The sequence below is a fragment of the Pseudomonas sp. S2_H10 genome (assembly GCF_054668285.1).
Window position 1 is genome coordinate 1,069,809 of sequence record NZ_CP162754.1, and the last position, 19,560, is coordinate 1,089,368.

General features: G+C 62.4%; 15 protein-coding genes and 2 pseudogenes. 7 read left to right on the top strand and 10 right to left on the bottom strand.

The window, feature by feature from the left end; genetic code table 11:
- Positions 1-393: 393 nt before the first annotated feature.
- Positions 394-2,040 carry a malate dehydrogenase (quinone) gene (gene mqo, locus AB4O16_RS04690; protein ID WP_160385911.1) on the bottom strand — a complete coding sequence of 549 codons (1,647 nt, stop codon included), beginning with the start codon at positions 2,038-2,040 and terminating at the stop codon, positions 394-396.
- A 387-nt stretch (positions 2,041-2,427) separates the two neighbouring features.
- Between mqo and ilvD the strand changes: the two genes are divergently transcribed.
- Complete coding sequence (ilvD, locus tag AB4O16_RS04695) at positions 2,428-4,110, top strand: dihydroxy-acid dehydratase (RefSeq protein ID WP_460157142.1); 1,683 nt, start codon at positions 2,428-2,430, stop codon at positions 4,108-4,110.
- 132 nt (positions 4,111-4,242) lie between these two features.
- Here the strand turns inward: ilvD and AB4O16_RS04700 are convergent, their stop codons facing one another.
- The 4 genes and pseudogenes from AB4O16_RS04700 to AB4O16_RS04715 all read right to left on the bottom strand — a co-directional run bounded on the left by AB4O16_RS04700 (position 4,243) and on the right by AB4O16_RS04715 (position 7,941).
- The gene (locus AB4O16_RS04700; RefSeq protein ID WP_371925841.1) at positions 4,243-5,106 is read right to left on the bottom strand and encodes a methyl-accepting chemotaxis protein; all 864 of its coding nucleotides are present in this window, start codon (positions 5,104-5,106) and stop codon (positions 4,243-4,245) included.
- Positions 5,101-5,877: pseudogene (locus tag AB4O16_RS04705) on the bottom strand (MCP four helix bundle domain-containing protein); the annotation flags it as partial. The gene AB4O16_RS04700 and the pseudogene AB4O16_RS04705, both read right to left, overlap by 6 nt.
- 76 nt (positions 5,878-5,953) lie before the next feature.
- The gene (locus AB4O16_RS04710; protein WP_460157143.1) at positions 5,954-6,628 is read right to left on the bottom strand and encodes a DUF2238 domain-containing protein; all 675 of its coding nucleotides are present in this window, start codon (positions 6,626-6,628) and stop codon (positions 5,954-5,956) included.
- 498 nt (positions 6,629-7,126) lie between these two features.
- Positions 7,127-7,941, bottom strand: a pseudogene (locus AB4O16_RS04715) (helix-turn-helix domain-containing protein).
- Positions 7,942-8,075: 134 nt separating this feature from the next.
- Here AB4O16_RS04715 and AB4O16_RS04720 point away from each other — a divergent pair.
- Together AB4O16_RS04720 and grxC are read left to right on the top strand one after the other, a co-directional pair.
- Positions 8,076-8,594 (top strand): carboxymuconolactone decarboxylase family protein, encoded by a 519-nt coding sequence (locus AB4O16_RS04720; RefSeq protein WP_460157144.1) that lies wholly within the window; start codon positions 8,076-8,078, stop codon positions 8,592-8,594.
- 26 nt (positions 8,595-8,620) lie between these two features.
- Positions 8,621-8,872, top strand: a complete 252-nt coding sequence (grxC, locus tag AB4O16_RS04725; protein WP_160385918.1) for a glutaredoxin 3 — start codon at positions 8,621-8,623, stop codon at positions 8,870-8,872.
- Positions 8,873-8,947: 75 nt separating this feature from the next.
- Here the strand turns inward: grxC and AB4O16_RS04730 are convergent, their stop codons facing one another.
- The 3 genes from AB4O16_RS04730 to AB4O16_RS04740 are packed head-to-tail and all read right to left on the bottom strand — an operon-like array spanning position 8,948 to position 11,924.
- A complete protein-coding gene (locus AB4O16_RS04730) occupies positions 8,948-10,456 on the bottom strand; it encodes a tripartite tricarboxylate transporter permease (protein WP_160385919.1) in 1,509 nt (502 codons plus the stop codon).
- A 15-nt stretch (positions 10,457-10,471) separates the two neighbouring features.
- Positions 10,472-10,957, bottom strand: a complete 486-nt coding sequence (locus AB4O16_RS04735; RefSeq protein WP_160385920.1) for a tripartite tricarboxylate transporter TctB family protein — start codon at positions 10,955-10,957, stop codon at positions 10,472-10,474.
- Position 10,958: 1 nt separating this feature from the next.
- Positions 10,959-11,924 (bottom strand): tripartite tricarboxylate transporter substrate binding protein, encoded by a 966-nt coding sequence (locus tag AB4O16_RS04740; protein ID WP_460157145.1) that lies wholly within the window; start codon positions 11,922-11,924, stop codon positions 10,959-10,961.
- 390 nt (positions 11,925-12,314) lie between these two features.
- Between AB4O16_RS04740 and AB4O16_RS04745 the strand changes: the two genes are divergently transcribed.
- From AB4O16_RS04745 to AB4O16_RS04760, 4 genes are all read left to right on the top strand, one after another.
- Positions 12,315-12,572 carry a DUF2790 domain-containing protein gene (locus AB4O16_RS04745; protein ID WP_460157146.1) on the top strand — a complete coding sequence of 86 codons (258 nt, stop codon included), beginning with the start codon at positions 12,315-12,317 and terminating at the stop codon, positions 12,570-12,572.
- An 84-nt stretch (positions 12,573-12,656) separates the two neighbouring features.
- Positions 12,657-13,328 (top strand): heavy metal response regulator transcription factor, encoded by a 672-nt coding sequence (locus AB4O16_RS04750; protein ID WP_046040381.1) that lies wholly within the window; start codon positions 12,657-12,659, stop codon positions 13,326-13,328.
- Between the two features lie 8 nt (positions 13,329-13,336).
- A complete protein-coding gene (locus AB4O16_RS04755; protein ID WP_460157147.1) occupies positions 13,337-14,767 on the top strand; it encodes a heavy metal sensor histidine kinase in 1,431 nt (476 codons plus the stop codon).
- A gap of 109 nt (positions 14,768-14,876) precedes the next feature.
- Positions 14,877-17,264 carry a DUF3772 domain-containing protein gene (locus AB4O16_RS04760; RefSeq protein ID WP_460157148.1) on the top strand — a complete coding sequence of 796 codons (2,388 nt, stop codon included), beginning with the start codon at positions 14,877-14,879 and terminating at the stop codon, positions 17,262-17,264.
- Between the two features lie 190 nt (positions 17,265-17,454).
- On the opposite strand, the gene AB4O16_RS04765 is transcribed toward AB4O16_RS04760, so the two are convergent.
- Complete coding sequence (locus AB4O16_RS04765; protein WP_460157149.1) at positions 17,455-18,942, bottom strand: aldehyde dehydrogenase family protein; 1,488 nt, start codon at positions 18,940-18,942, stop codon at positions 17,455-17,457.
- Positions 18,943-19,078: 136 nt separating this feature from the next.
- Positions 19,079-19,468 (bottom strand): c-type cytochrome, encoded by a 390-nt coding sequence (locus AB4O16_RS04770; RefSeq protein ID WP_150718952.1) that lies wholly within the window; start codon positions 19,466-19,468, stop codon positions 19,079-19,081.
- Between the last annotated feature and the right edge of the window lie 92 nt (positions 19,469-19,560).

Here is a 19,560-nt window from a genome sequence, read left to right on the forward strand (position 1 = left end):
GGTGAAGAGGCATCGGCCTTTTTGTGCCAGTGCGGGAGAGCCAACCAGTATCGACACGTGCAAGCGGGCTGCTTCACATTGGGCGTCAGGGACTTGGCAATTGATGACAGGGGGCTATGTTGCGTTCTTCTGTAGGAGCGAGCCTGCTCGCGAAGATCGTCAACGATAACGCGCAAATCCGGTAAAACGCGTTGCCCCGAAGTTTTTCGCGAGCAGGCTCGCTCCTACAGGGAATCCGGGGTATTTCGAGCGAGGTCACGGTCCCGTGTAGGAGCCGGCTTGCTGGCGATGGTCGTCAACGATAACGCGTGAGAACTGGATAAACGCGGCGAACCACAAAAAAACCCACTGACCGTCGCCGGTTCAGTGGGCTTTTTTTGATCTGGTTTCTAGTTACAGAGCCATATCACTCGCAGCACTAGCCTTCGGTGCTTTCGCATCGGTATCGACAGTCACCGGAGTCACAGCCGGCGCGATCACCGCAGGTGGCGGAGTCAGTTCCAGCACCTTGGCGGTGTAGGCCCACTCCTCGGCAACCTTCTCGGGACTGCCGTTCAGCTGGGTGCCGTAGCTCGGCACGATCTGGTGCAGTTTTGCCTGCCATTCAGGGCTCGCGACCTTGTCCTTGAAGACTTTCTGCAGCACGGTCAGCATGATCGGTGCGGCGGTCGAAGCGCCTGGGGAGGCGCCCAGCAGGCCGGCGATGCTGCCGTCTTGCGAAGCGACGATTTCGGTGCCCAGTTTCAGCACGCCACCGGCAGCTTCATCACGCTTGATGATCTGCACGCGCTGGCCGGCTTGCCACAGGCGCCAGTCTTCAGCCTTGGCGTTCGGGAAGTATTCCTTCAGGGCGTTGAGGCGGTCTTCATCCGACAGCATCAACTGGCCTGCCAGGTACTCGACCAGCGGGTATTCCTTGATGCCGACCTTGGTCATTGGCCACACGTTGTGCGTGGTGGTGGTGGTCAGCAGGTCCAGGTACGAACCTTCTTTCAGGAACTTGGTGCTGAAAGTCGCGAACGGGCCAAACAGGATCACGCGCTTGCCGTCCAGCACGCGGGTGTCCAGGTGCGGAACCGACATCGGCGGTGCGCCGACGGAGGCTTTGCCGTAGGCCTTGGCCAGGTGTTGCTCGGCAATGGTCGGGTTCTCGGTCACCAGGAACGAGCCACCTACCGGGAAGCCTGCGTATTCCTTGGCTTCAGGAATGCCGGACTTCTGCAGCAGGTGCAGGGCACCGCCGCCGGCGCCGATGAACACGAACTTGGCGTCGGTTTCGGTCTTGCTGCCGTCTTTGAGGTTTTTGTAGCTGACGCGCCAGCTACCGTCTTCGTTCCTGGTGATGTCCTGCACTTCGCTGGACAGCTTCAAGTCGAATTTCGGAGTGGTTTGCAGGTGCGCAACGAACTGACGGGTGATTTCGCCGAAGTTCACGTCGGTGCCGAGCGGGCTCCAGGTGGCCGCGATCTTCTGGCTCGGGTCACGCCCTTCCATCATCAGCGGCACCCACTGCTTGATCACGGCCGGGTCTTCGGAGTACTGCATGCCGGCGAACAGCGGGCTCGCTTGCAGGGCTTCGTAGCGTTTTTTCAGGAACTTGATGTTGTCGTCGCCCCACACGAAGCTCATGTGCGGCGTGGAGTTGATGAACGAACGCGGGTTCTTCAGCACGCCTTGCTGAACCTGCCAGGCCCAGAACTGACGGGAGATCTGGAAGGCTTCGTTGATTTCAACGGCCTTGGGGATCGAGACATTGCCCTTGTCGTCTTCCGGGGTGTAGTTCAGCTCGGCCAGGGCGGAGTGACCGGTACCGGCGTTGTTCCAGCCGTTGGAGCTTTCCTGGGCGACGCCGTCGAGGCGCTCGATCATCTGCATCGAGGTAGCAGGCTCCAGCTCATTGAGCCAGACACCGAGGGTCGCGCTCATGATGCCGCCGCCAATCAGCAGTACATCGACTTTCTTGGCTTCTTCGGCCTGGGCCGTCGTCATCCCCAACGACAAGGCCAGCCCCAGCAGGGCTGTGTTCACTTTCTTAAACATCTGTAGCACCTATGATAAAACGCCATCCGCCCTTCCATCCTCGCGCACACAGCCCCGTGTTTCACGGCAGTCACGGGTGCGGCACTCAAGGATTGCAGGGTGGGCACACAAGGCCGACGAACCGCATCGACCCCAGTTTAATGTCCCTTCTGAACTGACTTCTTATCTTTATTGGCTTCAGCTACTTGAGCGACAGTAATTCCGTCGGCACGTCTCAAGGACATGCAAACTGAACAGGTCAAACCAAGTTGTCGCGAAGAATATCACGACAAGGCTTACCCGCGCGTCTGTTCGCGACTGTCTGGTCCGGTCAATGATGGATCTGTAGGAGCCGGCGGATCGGCGACTATACTCAGTGGTCTTCAGATGAGCCGGTGAGGACAAGTCATGAGCGACAAAGACGATCTGCGCAAGTACTCCTCTCAAGTGATCGACGGCGTGGAGGCCGCCCCCGCGCGCGCCATGCTGCGGGCCGTGGGCTTCACTGACGCCGACTTCCAGAAGCCGCAGGTCGGCATCGCCTCGACCTGGGCCATGGTCACGCCCTGCAACATGCACATCGACAAGCTGGCGCTCGAAGCCGAAAAAGGCGCGAATGCCGCAGGCGCCAAGGGCGTGATCTTCAACACCATCACCATTTCCGACGGCATCGCCAACGGCACCGAAGGCATGAAGTATTCGCTGGTGTCCCGGGAGGTGATCGCCGACTCCATCGAAGTGGTGGTCGGTTGCGAAGGCTTTGACGGCCTGGTGACCATCGGCGGCTGCGACAAGAACATGCCGGGCTGCCTGATCGGCATGGCACGGCTCAATCGTCCGTCGATCTTTGTCTATGGCGGCACCATCCAGCCGGGGGCCGGGCATACCGACATCATTTCCGTATTCGAGGCCGTGGGCCAGCACGCGCGCGGCGATATCAGCGAGATCCAGGTCAAGCAGATCGAGGAAGTGGCGATTCCCGGCCCCGGGTCCTGTGGCGGCATGTACACCGCCAACACCATGGCTTCGGCCATCGAGGCGCTGGGCATGAGCCTGCCCGGTTCCAGCTCCCAGGACGCCATTGGCGGCGACAAGGCCTCGGACAGCTTCCGCGCCGGCCAGCAGGTCATGGAGCTGCTCAAGCTCGACCTCAAGCCGCGCGACATCATGACCCGCAAAGCCTTCGAGAACGCCATCCGCGTGGTGATCGCCCTCGCCGGCTCGACCAACGCCGTGCTGCATCTGCTGGCCATGGCCAATGCGGTCGACGTTGAGCTGACCCTGGATGACTTCGTCGAGCTGGGCAAGATCTCCCCGGTGCTCGCCGACCTGCGCCCCAGCGGCAAATACATGATGAGCGAGCTCGTGGCCATCGGCGGCATTCAACCTTTGATGAAGCGCATGCTCGATGCCGGCATGCTGCACGGCGATGCGCTGACCGTCACCGGCCAGACCCTGGCGGAAAACCTGGCCCATGTGCCCGACTATCCGGCCGGGCAGGACGTGATCCGGCCGTTCGACCAGCCGATCAAGAAGGACTCGCACCTGGTCATCCTGCGCGGCAACCTATCGCCCACCGGCGCCGTGGCCAAGATCACCGGCAAGGAAGGCCTGCGCTTCGAAGGCACGGCGCGTGCCTATCACGGCGAGGAAGGTGCGCTGGCCGGCATTCTCAATGGCGAGGTGCAGCCCGGCGAGGTGATCGTGATCCGCTACGAAGGGCCCAAGGGTGGCCCGGGCATGCGCGAAATGCTCTCGCCGACGTCGGCGGTCATGGGCAAGGGGTTGGGCAAGGATGTGGCGCTGATCACCGACGGGCGGTTTTCCGGTGGTTCACATGGCTTCGTGGTGGGACATATCACGCCGGAAGCCTTTGAGGGCGGGCCGATTGCGTTGATCGAGAATGGCGACAAAATCACGATCGACGCCGAAACCCGGCAGATCAGCGTTGATGTCTCCGATGCCGTGCTGGCCGAGCGCAAGAGCCGCTGGGTACGGCCGGAGTCGAAATACAAGCGCGGGGTGCTGGCCAAGTATGCGAAGACGGTGTCCAGTGCCTCCGAAGGGGCGGTGACAGACAAATACCTCTAGTTCGCCAGTCTGGCGGTGGCTGAACCACCGCCATCGCGAGCAAGCTCGCTCCCACACTGAATCTCCATACGCCGAAGATCCCCTGTGGGAGCGAGCTTGCTCGCGATGGCGTCAGTTCAGGCAACCTCTACCTCAAAGCCTGAACCGATCCACCGACTGCGACAACTGCCCCGCCAGGCTCGACAACTCATCGGTGGTCGAAGCCGTCTGCCCGATCACCTTGCTGTTGCCTTCGGACATGCCCGCAATCATCTCCACCTGATGGGCGATTTCGTTGCTGGCCAGGCTTTGTTCGCCGATGGTGCGGCTGATGTCATTGACCAGTTGCGTGGTGTGCAGCGTGGCCTCGAGGATCTCGCGGATGGCGCGCTCGACATCGGCCGTCACCGCCATGCCTTTGTCGACCTGGGCCACGCCCTCCTCCATGCTGATCACCGCCTCGCGGGTGCTTTGCTGGATGCGTGCGACCATGCTGGCGATCTCCTGGGTGGAGGCGCTGGTGCGCCCCGCCAGGCTGCGGACCTCATCGGCCACTACGGCAAAACCGCGCCCCTGCTCGCCGGCGCGGGCGGCTTCGATGGCGGCGTTGAGAGCCAGCAGGTTGGTCTGGTCGGCGATGCCCTTGATCACCTGGATGATGTTGAAGATCCCTTCGGACTCCTTGTCCAGCGTGCGGATCACCTGGGCCGACTGCTGCGCCGACCGCGCGATGCCGTCCATGTCGCTGACCACCTGATGGATCACACGGCCGCCGTCCTTGGCCAGCGATTCGGCCTGGTTGGCCATGTCCAGCGCACGCTCGGCGTGGCGAGTGATTTCCTCGATGCTCGCGGTCATTTCGCTGGCGGCCGCGGCCATGGTGCTGGCTGCCGCGCTTTGCTGCTGGCTGCTGCCGGCCACCTCATGGCAGCCGTTGCTCAGTTGCTTGCTCATGCCGCTGACGCCGTGGGCGTTGCTGCGCACCACCTCGATCATGCCGCGCAAGTCCCGTTGCATGGTCGCCAGGCTACGGATCAGCGCGCTGGCTTCGTCGTTGCGGGTGGGCTCGACAATTGGCTCGCTGAGGTTGCCATGGGCGATGCTCTCGGCAATGCGGCTGGCGGTTTGCAGCGGGCCCATGATGCTCAGGATCGCCGAGCGCCCCAGGGCCAGCAGCAGCAACAGGCTGGCGATCAGCACGCCACCGAGGGTCAGGTTGGCGTTGCTGATGGCGTGCGCGGTGCCCTGGCTGGTCTGTTGCGTGTCGTTTTCGATCAACTCGCTGACGGCGGCCATCTGGTCTTCCAGCTGGCTGAAGGCACTGTTGAAGGTGCCCAGTTCCTGTTGCGCGGCGTCCGTGTTCTCCAGCGCCAGCCCGGCGATGCGCTCGGCGGAGCTGATGTAAGTGTCGAGACTGGGCTTGATCTTGTTCAGGCCGGCCTTGATGGTGTCGTTGACCGGCAGCTTGAGGTTTTCCCCGAGCACTTCGCGAAAGCGCTGGGCGTGCTCTTCGAGGGAACTGCGCACCTCGGCTTTGCTGTTGGTGCTTTTGTTCAAGCCCACCAACATCGACGACAACACGTCGGCGCGCAGCGCGTCGTGCATCATGTCGGCTTCGAGGTGATTGCGCAGCGCGGCCATGCTGACGTTGTTGTCGTCCACGGCCCCGGCCATCCGGGTGTTTCCCAGGTAACTGACCAGGCTCATGATCAACGCAGTGAGCAATCCGGTGCCGATCAGCAATATTAAACGCAGTTTTATGGACACTCTGTGGTTCCTCTCTGGCACGTCGGGTAGCGGGGTTTGCCCCGTGCGGATGGCACGCTTCAAGAGGTTATCGACGGGATTGCGCAGTTATTGAAGCCTATCCCCACAGATTGTTTTTTTTGCGACATGCGGTCGTCATCGGCTGTTTTTGCGCCGTGCCGCGCAGAGACACCAGCAACAGGCTGGCAAACGCACCGGCGACTGCGATGGCCATGTCCTTTTGCGAATCCCAGGGATCGTTTTGAGCGCCGACGAAGGCGTTGGCCGTGTCATTGCCCAGGAAGGCACCGCCGATCCACTCCACCAATTCGTACACGGCGGATGTCGAGAGCATGATGTTCAGGGTCACGAAAAACAGCCAGAACCCGCGCAGCGGCGTCAGGCGCCCCAAGACTTCACGCACCGGATAAACCAGCAGCAGCCCGTAGCTCAGATGCACCAGACGGTCGTAGTAATTGCGGTGAATACCGGTCGCCCGTTCGAAACTGAAACCCAACCACGCCGACGACCAGTGTTCGTAAGGCACCAGGGAATAGGTGTAGTGGGCACCCAGTTCATGCACGCACAAAAACGCAAACACCAGTGTGATGGAGGTCGTCGACAAGCGGAACCGCCCGGCAACCGCGACCAGCGTCCCGACCAGCAGTAGCACCAGCAGGTTTTCCAGGGCCCAGTCCACCCGGCTTCGGGGATCAAAGCCTGATATCAGCACAATCACCAGAAACACCATGAGCAACGTCAGGTCGTACCGTGAATGTTGGCGGGACTGCATGGCTTGAGTTCCTCGAAGTCTGGACAATGACCCTTTCAGTTCGAGGAAAAGCTGCGGCGCAAAGTTCGCTTTTTTCCGATGAGCCGATGACCTGTAGGAGCCGGCTTGCCGGCGATGGCGGTCTTGAGCCATGCATCGATCTTTCGGGCGCCATCGCTGGCAAGCCAGCTCCCACAGTGGGCTGTACGCAGGTTTGCCTTTGTAGGAGCCGGCTTGCTGGCGATAGCGGTCCTGAGCCATGCATCGATCTTTCGGGCGCCATCGCTGGCAAGCCAGCTCCCACAGTGGGCTGTACGCAGTTCTGCCTTCGTAGGAGCCGGCTTGCTGGCGATAGCGGTCCTGAGCCATGCATCGATCTTTCGGACGCCATCGCTGGCAAGCCAGCTCCCACGGTTTGCCTTTGTAGGAGCCGGCTTGCCGGCGATGGCGGTCCTGAGCCATGCATCGATCTTTCGGGCGCCATCGCTGGCAAGCCAGCTCCTACAAGGGGGGTGTGGGTCAGTTGCCTTTCCACTCCCCGGGACTCAGCCCGGTCTTGCGCCGAAACGCCCGGGCCAGCGCCGAGGGGCTTTCGTAGCCGACTTCCTCGGCGATCAGCGCAATCGGCCGGCCCTCGCGCAAGCGTTTCTGCGCCAGGCTGATGCGCCAGCTCACCAGGTAATCCACCGGCGTCTGCCCGACCACCCGGCGAAAATGCTCGGCGAAACCGGCCCGCGACATGTTCGCGGCCACCGAGAGTTCGGCCACGCTCCAGGCCTTGGCCGGGGCTTCGTGCATCAGGCTCAGCGGCCGCGCCAGGCGTGCGTCGGCGAGGCCGGCCATCATGCCCGGCTGCTGGCCGGTGGTGCTCAGGATGTGCCGCAGCAACAGAATCACCAGCAACTCGAACAGGCGATCCATCACCGCTTCGCGCCCGCAGGTACCGTCGAACGCCTCGTTGAACAGCCATTCCAGGGTCCCGGCCAAGGAAGGAATTTCATCGAGCTTGAGCACCAGGTAATCCGGCAACGCCGCCGCCAGGGCATTGCCCGCCCCGCCGTCAAAATCCAGGGTCGCGCAGACCAACTGCGTGCCGGACGCTTCAGAAGCGAACAGACGATGTCGATAGGGCCGGGGAAAAAGATCAGGGTCGGTTCGCTCAGTTGCAGGTCCGGCTGATCGCCCATCTTGAGCAGCAGGTCGCCGGCCTGCAGCAAGTGCAGGTGACCGCTTGCCTGTTGGCCGTCGTAGGCGGCGGTGCCGCAAAACGTGCCGCTGTGAAAGGTGCCGGCATTGACGCCGAAGTGTGTGAGCAAGGTGGACAAGCGATCCATGACAAGGCTCCGGGAGGCATCTTTGGACGATCTGTCGCATATCCTCGACGATTTGCACCCAACAAGCCAGGCGCTCTCCCTAACATCAGCTCCGTACCCAGCGCATACCGCGCTTCACACTTCGGAGTATCACCATGACCCGCATTGCCCCGATCAGCCTCGAACATGCCACCGACACCACCCGTCCGCTGCTGGAAGCTGTGCAGAAGAAAATCGGCTTTCTGCCCAACCTGTTCAGGGTGCTGGCAAACGCCCCTGTCGCGCTGACCTCGTACCTGCAAATTTCGGCAACCCTGGCCAAGACTTCCTTGAGCGCCACGGAAAAAGAAGCGGTGTTCCTCGCCACCTCGCAGGTCAACGGTTGCGACTACTGCGTGGCGGCTCACACATTTTTCGCCGGCAAGGTCGGGCTGTCGCAGCAGGACATCCTCAGCGCACGACACGGCGAGCTCAACGCCATTGCCGCCCTCGCCCGCCAGATCACCGAAAGCCGCGGACACCTGAGCGCCGAGCAACTCGCCGCCGCCCGCGCCGCCGGTATCGACGACGCCAAGATCATCGAAGTGATCGCCCATGTGGCGGCGCAGACGCTGACCAACTATCTGAACAACACCGCGCTGACCGACATCGACTTCCCGGCCATCGACGCCTGAATGACTGGATTGACGGAGGACCCACCATGAACACCGTGACCCTATACACAACCGACACCTGCCCTTTCTGCCGCAACGCAAAAGCCTTGCTGGCGAGCAAAGGCGCGGTGATGCAAGAGATCAATATCGAGCGCGAGCCCGGAAAAATGCAGGAAATGCTCAACCGCAGTGGTCGACGCAGCGTGCCGCAGATCTTCATTGGCGACACGCACATCGGCGGCTTCGACGACCTGGCCAAACTGGATCGTCAGGGTGGGTTGATGTCGATGCTGGCCTGAGTCAGTCAGGTATTGGTTTTCCACCTGGTCCACTGCAAGACCCTGTGGGAGCGGGCTTGCTCCCACAGGGTGGACTCAATCATCCTCATGCAACTTGATGCCGCGTTTATGCAGCACATGCGGCACCACCAGCACCAGCAGCGTCAGGGCGAGGAAGAACGCCGAGATCGGTTGCGTGAGGAACACTGTCCAGTCGCCCTCGCCGATGGACAGGGCGTTGCGCAGCTGTTTCTCGGCCATCGGCCCCAGCAGCATGCCGACGATCACCGGCGCGACGGGGAAGTCGAACCGCCGCATCAGCACCCCGCCCCAGCCAATCGCCAACATCAGCAGCAGGTCGAAAGATGAGTGGCGCATGCCGTACACGCCGATGGTGGCGAAGACGAGGATGCCGGCGTTCAGGTAGGGCCGGGGGATTTGCAGCAGCTTGACCCACAGCCCCACCAGCGGCAGGTTCAACACCAGCAGAATCACGTTGCCGATGTACAGCGAGGCCACCAGCGTCCAGACCAGGTCGGCGGAGGTTTCGAACAGCATCGGCCCGGGTTGCAGGTTGTAGTTCTGGAACGCCGCCAGCAGGATCGCAGCGGTGGCGGACGTCGGGATGCCCAGGGTCAGCAACGGCACCAGCGAGCCGGTCGCGCTGGCGTTGTTGGCCGCTTCCGGGCCGGCGACGCCTTCGATGGCGCCCTCGCCCTTGTTGGCGGAAAACTCCTGGGGGTACTTGCTGAGCTTGCGTTCGGTGGAATAGGACAGGAAGGTCGGAATCTCGGCGCCACCGGCCGGAATCGAGCCAAACGGAAAACCGATCAGCGTGCCGCGAAGCCACGCCGGCACCGAGCGCTTCCAGTCGGCACGGGTCATCCACAACGAGGTCAGGCGATGCCGGCCTTCGTTGGCTTCGGTTTGATAGAGCAAGCTGTACAAGGCCTCGCCTACTGCGAACAAACCGACCGCCACCAGCACCACTTCGATGCCGTCCACCAGTTCGGGCACGCCGAGGGTGTAGCGGGCAATGCCCGAGGTCGAGTCCAGGCCGATCAAACCGATGGTCAGCCCGACACCCAGTGAAGCGAACCCGCGCAGCATGGACGCGCCGAGCACCGCCGACACGGTGGTGAACGACAGCACCAGGATCGCGAAGTATTCGGTGGGGCCGAAATTCAGGGCCAGCCTGGCCACGATGGGCGCAAACAGCGTCAGCAAAACCGTGGCGATGGTGCCGGCGACGAATGAGCCGATCGCCGCCGTCGCCAGCGCGGGTCCGGCGCGGCCGTTTCGCGCCATGAGGTTGCCTTCCAGGGCCGTGACCATCGACGACGATTCGCCGGGGGTGTTGAGCAGGATCGAGGTAGTGGAGCCACCGAACTGCGCGCCGTAGTAGATACCGGCGAACATGATCAGCGCCCCGGTGGGATCGACCTTGGCGGTGATCGGCAGCAACAGCGCCACCGTCAGCGCCGGACCGATCCCCGGCAACACGCCGATGGCGGTGCCGAGCAGGCAACCGATGAACCCCCACATCAGGTTGATCGGCGTCAGCGCCGAGGAAAACCCCATCGCCAGGCTTGAAAGAATGTCCACGGTGTCGCTCTCCTTTCAAAGCCAGATATTGATCAGCGACGGCAGGGAAACCCCGAGTCCGGCGTTGAACAGCCAGTAGATCGGCAGGGTCAAGGCGATGCCGATGGCCAGGTCCCGCACCGGATGACGGCTACCGAAACCTCGCGCCGAACAGGCAAACAGCAACCCGGCGGCCAGCACGAAACCGATCAGGTTGATCAGCAGCGCCACCCCGACAAGCCCCGCAGTCACCCAGGCCGCGCCGGCCTTTCCACCGGGCACCGTGCCCGTGTCGTCGTTACCCAGCTCGCGAAAACCGCCGCTGAGCGCCTGATAACTCAGCAACAGGCCCACACCGCCGAGAAACGCCGCCACGACATAGGGGTAAACGTACGCAGGCAGGATGACGAACCCCATTTCAGGCGGAAAACGGTAGGCACCCATCGCCAAGATGACGCTGATGGCGATCAGGCCGATACCGACCGCCAATTGCGTCGGCACCACGGCGCGCTGTGTGGCCATCTCAAAGCAGCCCGACCTTGACCAGCATGGCGCGCAACCGCACGTGTTCTTCCTCGACGAATTTGCCGAACTCATCGCCGGTCAGCACGCTGGGCGTCCAGGCGTTGGCCTGGATATTGTCCTGCCAGACCTTGCTGTTGGTGGCGGCCACGACGGCGTCGGTCACCTCTTTACGCTGCTCCGGGGTGAGGCCCGCCGCACCATAAACGCCGCGCCAGTTGCCGATGATCACGTCATAGCCACTCTCTTTGAGGGTCGGTGCATCAATGCCGGGAACACGCTCCGGCGCGCCGATGGCGAGGACACGGAACTGACCGTTCTTGATGTACTGGCCAAGCTCGGCGTAACCGCCGGTGATCACCTTGAGCTGGCCGCCCAGCGCCTGGGCAACCACCTCGCCGCCGCCGCCAAAGGCCACGTAGTTGACCTTGTTCACCGGAACGTCCAGCTTGCCGGCAAGCTCGGCGATACCGATGTGGTCGACCGAACCCTTGGAGCCGCCGCCCCAGGTGATGCTGGTCGGTTTGTCCTTGAACGCCTTGATCAGGTCATCGAGGGTCTTGAATTCAGATTCCTTGCGCACCGCGATCACGTTGTACTCGGTGAACAGCCGGGCAATGGGCGTCACATCCTTCAGGCTGATCTGCGATTTGTTCTGTTCGATGCCCGCGACCATGATCGCGCCAACCACCAGCAATGCGTTCGGGTCGCCCTTGGTGCTGTTGGCAAACTGCGCCAGACCCAGGGTGCCACCCGCCCCGCCCTTGTTCTCGAAGGTCACGGCCTTGGCCGTACTGGCCTCGACCATGGCCTTGCCCAGCACCCGGGCGGTCTGGTCGTAACCACCGCCCACCGAGCCCGGGGCCATGAACTTCACGGTATCCAGCGCGAAGGCTGGCGCGACCAGCACGGCAGCGGCCAAACCGGCGGCCATGCAGTGGCTGAAACGACGGATCAAAGCAGACATGGGCATCTCCTGATTGCGTTGTTTTTATGGGTGCCGTGGGTCCATCGAGCTGCTCGATGGAGATGGGCCTGCGAACAAGCTTAGGCCATGGATGGGTGGGTTGATCTGTTTTGCTGAAACCGCCCGCCAATGGCGCCGCAACCCCCCTTGTGGGAGCGAGCCTGCTCGCGATGAACCTACAGTCACCGCGTTTATTCAGGTAACCCGCGTAATCGTTAACGACCATCGCGAGCAGGCTCGCTCCCACAAGGTCCTGGGCGCTCCTGCCATCCATTCATTACAACTTTGTCATCAAGCTGTTGGTCGGCTGTCGGGATCGCCTCGTTAACCTGAGCTCACTGCCAGGCCAACCTTCGGCAGCCACCCTGCCCTTGTAGAGAGAGATCCGTCATGAAAATGTTGATCGCAGGTTTTGTCGCTCTGCTCGCCACCGGATCGGCGTTTGCCGCTACCCAGCCCACCTCGCCGGTCATCCACGACAAGGACGGCTTCTATGTCCCGGTGGATGTGGCCAAGGTCCTGTCCATGACCGACCTGTCCGGCAAGTGCGGCATCGTGCCGGCGCAGTTCAACTACCTCGACCACCAGGGTCGCGAACACCAGCTGGACTATCAGGTCCAGGGCGTGGGTTGCCTTGGCGAGAACTGATCGAATGCCTGTATTGACGACTGGCCGGGCTACACTTGCGCCAGAGATGCGCCTCCGTAGTCCGACCGAAACAGGCAGCGCCCGATGAACATCCTCGTAGTCGAAGACGAACCCAAGGCCGGCAATTACCTGCTCAACGGCTTGCAGGAACTCGGATACACCGTGAGCCTGGCGCGCGATGGCGTCGATGGCCTGCACCTGGCCCTGGAACACGATTTCGATGTGATCGTGCTGGACGTCATGATGCCGAAGATGGATGGCTGGGAAGTCCTGCGCCGCCTGCGCAAGGAAGCCGACACGCCGGTGCTGTTCCTCACCGCCCGGGATGACATCGCCGACCGCATCAAGGGCCTCGAACTGGGCGCCGACGACTACCTGATCAAGCCGTTTTCCTTCGCCGAACTCGTGGCACGCCTGCGCACCCTGACCCGCCGTGGTCCTACCCGCGAAGAAGAACACCTGCACGTCGACGACCTGCAGATCGACGTGCTCAAGCGTCGCGTCAGCCGCGCCGGCAACCGCATCACCCTGACCAACAAGGAGTTCGCCCTGCTGCACCTGTTCGCCACCCATCAGGGTGAAGTGTTGTCACGCTCGATGATCGCCTCGCGGGTCTGGGACATGAATTTCGACAGCGACACCAATGTCGTCGATGTCGCGGTGCGCCGCCTGCGCCTGAAAATCGATGATCCGTTCCCGCTCAAGCTGATCCACAGCGTGCGCGGCATCGGCTACCGCTTCGACACTCAACCCTGAACGCCCCCATGAATGCCATGACGCCGCTGCGATCGGCCTCCCGCCTCAGCCATTCCCTGACCCTGCGCCTGGCGCTGGTGTTTGCCCTGCTGGCGTTTGTCTCGCTGGCGCTGCTGGGTGTCGCGCTGTACCGCGACCTGGAGCGCGAGCTGATCCATCGCGACGACATCGCCCTGATCACCCGCATCGACCAGTTGCGCACCTTCCTCAACGACAGCAATACCCTGGACCTGATCAAGGCCAAGCCGGCGCTGTTCCAGAACATGATGGGCAACCGCGAGGCCCTGCTGACCATCGGCACCCCCGGCCAGCCACCGTTGCTGGTGGTCAACCCGGGCAACCTGAACATGCCGGTGCTGACCCCAGTGGCGATGGATCATCGGCTGACCCTCGACGACGTGCAGCATTTGCCCAACGTCAATGGCGTGCCGTTTTCCGCCCTGGCGGCGACCATCGACTCGGGTGACCTGGGCAGCCTGCAAGTGGTGACCGGGCGCCTGATGACCGAGCGCACCGCCGTGCTCGCCGAATACCGCTTCAATGTCTACCTGTTCGCCAGCGTCGCGGCGATTCTGCTGGCGCTGTCCGGCTATCTGCTGGTGCATCGCGGCCTGCTGCCCGTGCGACGCCTGGCCCGCCACACCCAGAGCATCGACGTCGGCAACCTCAACGAACGCCTCGACAGCCAGGGTGCGCCGCTGGAACTGTTGCCCATGATCGACGCCTTCAACGCCATGCTCGACCGCCTGGACAAAGGCTTCATCCAGCTGGGCCAGGTATCGACCGACATGGCCCACGAGCTGCGCACGCCGATCAACAACCTGCTCGGCGAAACCCAGGTGGCCCTGCAGCAGAACCGCAGCACCGACGCCTATCAGCAGCTATTGGCTTCGAATGTCGAAGAGCTCGAACGCCTGGCGCGCATGCTCGACAACATGCTGTTTCTGGCCCGCACCGATCCGCGCAGTGCCTTGCGCCAGCGTCAGGAGCTGGATGCCGCCGACGAAATGCAACGCATGGCCGACTATTTCGAAGGCCCGGCGACCGACGTTGGCATCTGCATCGATGCCCGGGGCAGCGGTCTGATCTGGGCCGAACCGATGTTGCTGCGTCGCGCTCTGGCCAACCTGTGCGCCAACGCCATCAAGTACGGCGCCCCGCATTCCGAGCTGTGCATCCACGCCCACCCGACCGACGACGGCATTCAAGTGCAGGTGCGCAACCACGGCCCGACCATCCCGGCCCGGCATCTGCCAAGGCTGTTCGAACGCTTCTACCGGGTCGACGAGTCCCGCGAACGCTCGGCCCAATCCAACGGCCTGGGCCTGTCGATCGTGGCGACGATCATGCAACTGCACAACGGTGCCTGTCATGTCAGCAGCGCCGACGGCATCACCTGCTTCGAACTGTTTTTTCCGGCGCGGCAGCGGCATGAGTAGCGCCCGGGCGAAAAACGCCCCGGGGCACTTCCGACAAAACAACGCTGCAGGGCGCGTGTCATGGCCTAACCTCATTGGCTAAGTGACTAACAACCCGTCGAGCACGCCGATGCGCAATGTATGGAAGTCAATGATCTGCGTCGCTTTCGCGCTTCTGACGGCAAGCCCGGGATGGCTGTTGGCGGTGCCCACGGCCGACACCCTTGCGCCCACTCCCACAGCCCCGGTCATCAGCATCGCCGACGAAGAACTACTGGGATTGCAAAACCAGCTCAACAGCCTCAAGCAGCAGGTGTCCCAAGCGAGCAACTACACCCAGCTGGAAAGCTCACAGGACCTGGTGCAGGTACTGATTCAGGATATTGAACGCCTGTCCACATCGCTGCTGCCTGGACAGGCGCAGTTGCAGGCACAACTCAACGTGCTGGGACCCGTGCCGCTCGCCGAGAACGCCCCGATAACGTCTGCCATAACCACCCAGCGAGACACCCTCAGCGAGCAAAAAAGCAAGATCGATGGCCAACTCAAAACCCTGGCCGCGTTGAAAATAAGTGCCGCCGAGTTGATCACCCAGATCGCCAGTATTCGGCGCAGCCTGATCGAAGCGGAAGTGACCCAGCAAACCAGCAGTATCTTGAACCCGGGCTTCTGGTCGCCATTGTTCGATCTTCCGTACGATGACCGCCAACGCTTCAATACGCTCATCGAGCAGCTCGACGCCACGCACCGAGCCGCCTGGCAACCCGGACAACGCGGGATCACCGCCGCCCTGCTCCTGCTCGCCCTGGTCATCTGGACCGTGGGGCGAAAGCTCGCCGGCCGGTTTCTGGCATGGTTGTGCATCCATCGAATGCCTGAAGGCCGGCTGCGGCGCAGCTCCCTTGCGCTGGCCTCGGTAGTGGCGACGGTGCTGAGCGCCGGCATCGCCCTGCAACTGCTGCACTTTGCCGGGACCCGCCAACTGCCCTACTCGCCGCTGTTGGCCGACCTGGCGCAGTACCTGGAAAAGCTGGCCTATACCTGCGTGCTGATCACCGGATTGAGCCGCGCACTGTTGTCGACCAAACACCCCTCCTGGCGCCTGCCCGACATTGCCGATGAGGTGGCACTGGCGATGGAGCCCTATCCGCGGTTGCTGGCAAGCCTGTTGCTGGTGCTGGTGACCCTGGTGCAGATGAGCAATGTCACCGGCATGAGCGCCGAAGTGGTGTTGTTCGGCCGGGGCATCGTCGCGTTGGTCGCGGCACTGGTGATCGGCGCGTTGCTGTTGCGCGTCAGCAAGACTCGCCGGGAGCTGATAGTCGCCGGCGAAGCCCCCGAAGGCGTCACCACCTTCGCTGGCCTGATCTACACGTTTACCGGCGTTGCCGTGGTGGTGTCGCTGTTCGCCCTGGTGATCGGCTACGTGACGATGGCCCGGTTCATCACCTATGAAATGGTCTGGGTCTTCATCATCTTCTCCGGTTTCTACCTGCTCACCCAGGTTTACCAGGACACCTGCGACTACCTCTTCTCGCCCCGACAAGCTGCCGGCAAGGCGATCAAACAGCTGCTGGGCATCGGCAACCCGCGACTGGAGCAAATCTGCACGGTGTTCTCCGGAGCAGGCCGCGCCATCCTCATGCTGATCGGCGTCATCGCCCTGTTTGTCGGCGGTGTGGGGACGACGCTCGGACAACTGGTCACCGGCACCGTAGCCATCCTCGGCGGTGAAGGCCTGCGCAAGCTGAACATTGTCCCGGACAACCTGCTGCGTGCCTTCCTGACGCTGATGATCGGTGTCTACCTGATACGCACGCTACGCCGCTGGCTGGATCGCGAATTCCTGCCGAAAACCGAGATGGACCCTGGCATGTGCGCCTCGCTCAGCACGCTGTTTGCCAACATCGGTTACGCCTCCGTGGTGCTGCTCACACTGTCGTCGCTGGGGATCCAGTGGACCAACCTGGCCTGGATCGTCAGCGCCTTGTCGGTGGGCATCGGCTTCGGCCTTCAGGAGATCGTGAAGAACTTCATCTCCGGCCTGATCCTGCTGACCGAGCGCCCGGTGAAGGTCGGCGACCTGATCAGCATCAGTGGCGTGGAAGGCGATATTCGACGGATCAACGTGCGGGCCACGGAAATACAACTGGCCGACCGCTCGATCATGATCGTGCCCAACTCGCACCTGATTTCACAGAACCTGCGCAACGTCACCCTCGGCGGCAGCGCCCAGGGCGTGGTGATTCTCGAACTGATGTTCCCACTGGATATCGATCCGGAGCTGGTGCAAAACCTGCTGATGGACAGCTACACCGAACACGAGTCGATTCTGGATAAACCAGCGCCGTTCCTGCGCTTCAGTCAGCTGAAACCTGAAGGTATCACGCTGACCATCACCGGTTATGTCGGCAGCCCGCGCACGGTCGGCGCGATCAAGAGCGAGCTGCTCTTCGAGATTCTCAAGCGGCTGGGCGCCGCCGGAATTGCACTGACGAAACCACCACCGGCAGCGTGATTGTGGGAGCGAGATGCGGCGATCCGACGCAAATCAAACTGTAGGAGCTGGCTTGTCGGGTCGCCGCATCGCAGCGATGGTCGTTAACGATTACGCGTGTGACCTGGATAAACGCGGTGCACTTGAGTCCATCGCCGGCAAGCCGGCTCCTACAGGACCGCATTAACCTGACGTCGCTCCCACAGCTCAATCAATGCGCGATACACACCGACTTAAGCTCGGTATAAGCCTCAATCACCGCACGCCCAAACTCGCGGCCCATGCCCGATTGCTTGACGCCACCGAACGGCATCGCCGGGTCGAGCAGCACGTGGGCGTTGACCCACACGGTGCCGGCCTCGATGCGCGGCACCAGGTTCATCGCCTTGCCCAGATCATTGGTCCACAGGCTCGCGGCCAGGCCGTAGCGGTTGTCGTTGGCCAGTTCGATCACGGCGTCTTCGTCGTCGAACGGCATCACGCCCAGCACCGGGCCGAACACTTCTTCACGGGCCACGGCCATGCTGTGGTCGATGTCCGCGAGAATGGTTGGCTGCACGAAGAAACCGTCGCCTTGCAGCAATTCACCGCCCGTCACCACCCGCGCACCTTGCTGGCGGGCCAGTTCGATGTGCTTGAGCACGCTTTGTTGTTGCTTGCGCGACACCAGCGGGTTGATCGCCGCGTCACAGTTCATGCCGGCGCCGATCGGCATCGCCTTGACAGCGGCGGCCAGGGCTTCGACGAATTGGTCGTGGATCGAGCGGTGCACATAAAAACGCGACGCTGCGGCGCAGACCTGGCCGTTGTTCAGCAAACCGCCAAGTATCGCGCCTTGCACGGCTTTTTCGATGTCGGCATCGGCGAGCACGATCATCGGGTTCTTGCCGCCCAGCTCCAGAGAGAAGCGCGTCATGTTTTCCATGCACGCCACGCCGACGCTCTTGCCCACGGCGGTGGAGCCGGTGAACGACACCTTGCTTACCATAGGGTGCGAGGTCAGCACGCCGCCAACCGAGGCGCCGCCGGTGACCACATTGAACACGCCGGCCGGGATGCCCGCTTCCAGCGCCAGCTCAGCCAGGCGCATGGCGGTCAGCGGGGTTTCCATCGCTGGCTTGATGATCACCGTGCAACCGGTGGCCAGGGCCGGCATCAGTTTCCAGGCGGCGATCAGCAGCGGGAAGTTCCACGGCACGATGCCGACCACCACGCCCACCGGCTCGCGCTTGGTGAATGCGGTGAACTTGGCGCCTGGCGGCAGCGGGATCGATACATCGAAGGTCTGCCCTTCGATCTTGGTCGCCCAGCCGGACATGTAGCGCATGAATTCCACGGTGGCGTTGAGGTCCAGCGCGCGGGCCATGTTGATCGACTTGCCCTGGCTCAGGGTTTCCAGCTGGGCCAGTTCTTCGGCGTGCTCTTCGACCAGGCGGGTGAAGTTCAGCAGGATGCGTTCACGGTCGGCCGGACGCAGGCTCGACCACACGCCGGACTTGAACGCCTTGTGCGACGACTGCACGGCGCGTTCGACGATTTCCAGCGGCGCGTCCAGGGTTTCGCACAGGGTTTGCCCGGTGGCCGGGTTGACCACGGCGATGCTGTCGCCCTCGGCAAACAACCACTGGCCATCAATGAAGCAGCCGTGACGACGTTCGAGGAATGCAGCAACCTGGGGCAGGATTTCAACGTTGCTCATAAATCACCTTTCATTCAGATGCAGGAGCCGGCTTGCTGGCGATAGCGTCTTGACGGGCAGTGCAGACTCAAGGCCGTCTCGCTGGCAAGCCAGCTCCTACAGGGGGTGGTTGGTTGTCAGTCAGTAATCCGACTGATCAGTGTTGTTCTTTGAGGAAGCACGCGACCGCCTGGCGGTCATCGGCGGAAGCCAGGCCCATGTACGGCATGTAGGTGCCCGGTACGTAGGCCTGGGGCTGGGTGATCAATTGCGTGATGGTCTCGGCTTGCCAACTGACGTCTTTGTCACGCATGGCCTGGGAATAGCTGAAGCCGGCCAGCGAGCCGGACTTGCGTCCGTACACGCCGAACAGGTTCGGCCCCATCATGCCGGTCGTGCCCTTGGTCACCGCGTGGCAGACGCTGCACTCGGTGGCAAACACTTCGGCACCACGATGGGTGTCCGTGGCGCATTCGGCAGCAGACACCGCCTGAACCAGGGTGAAGGACAGCAAGCCGATGAGGGGCAAACGCAGCGAAGTGAACATAGGAAAACGACCTTGAAAATCCACGCGCCCGCCAGCAGGCGAACGCCAACACTAAAAACGCCGAGGCAACGGTGCTTCGGCAGGTTGGAAAG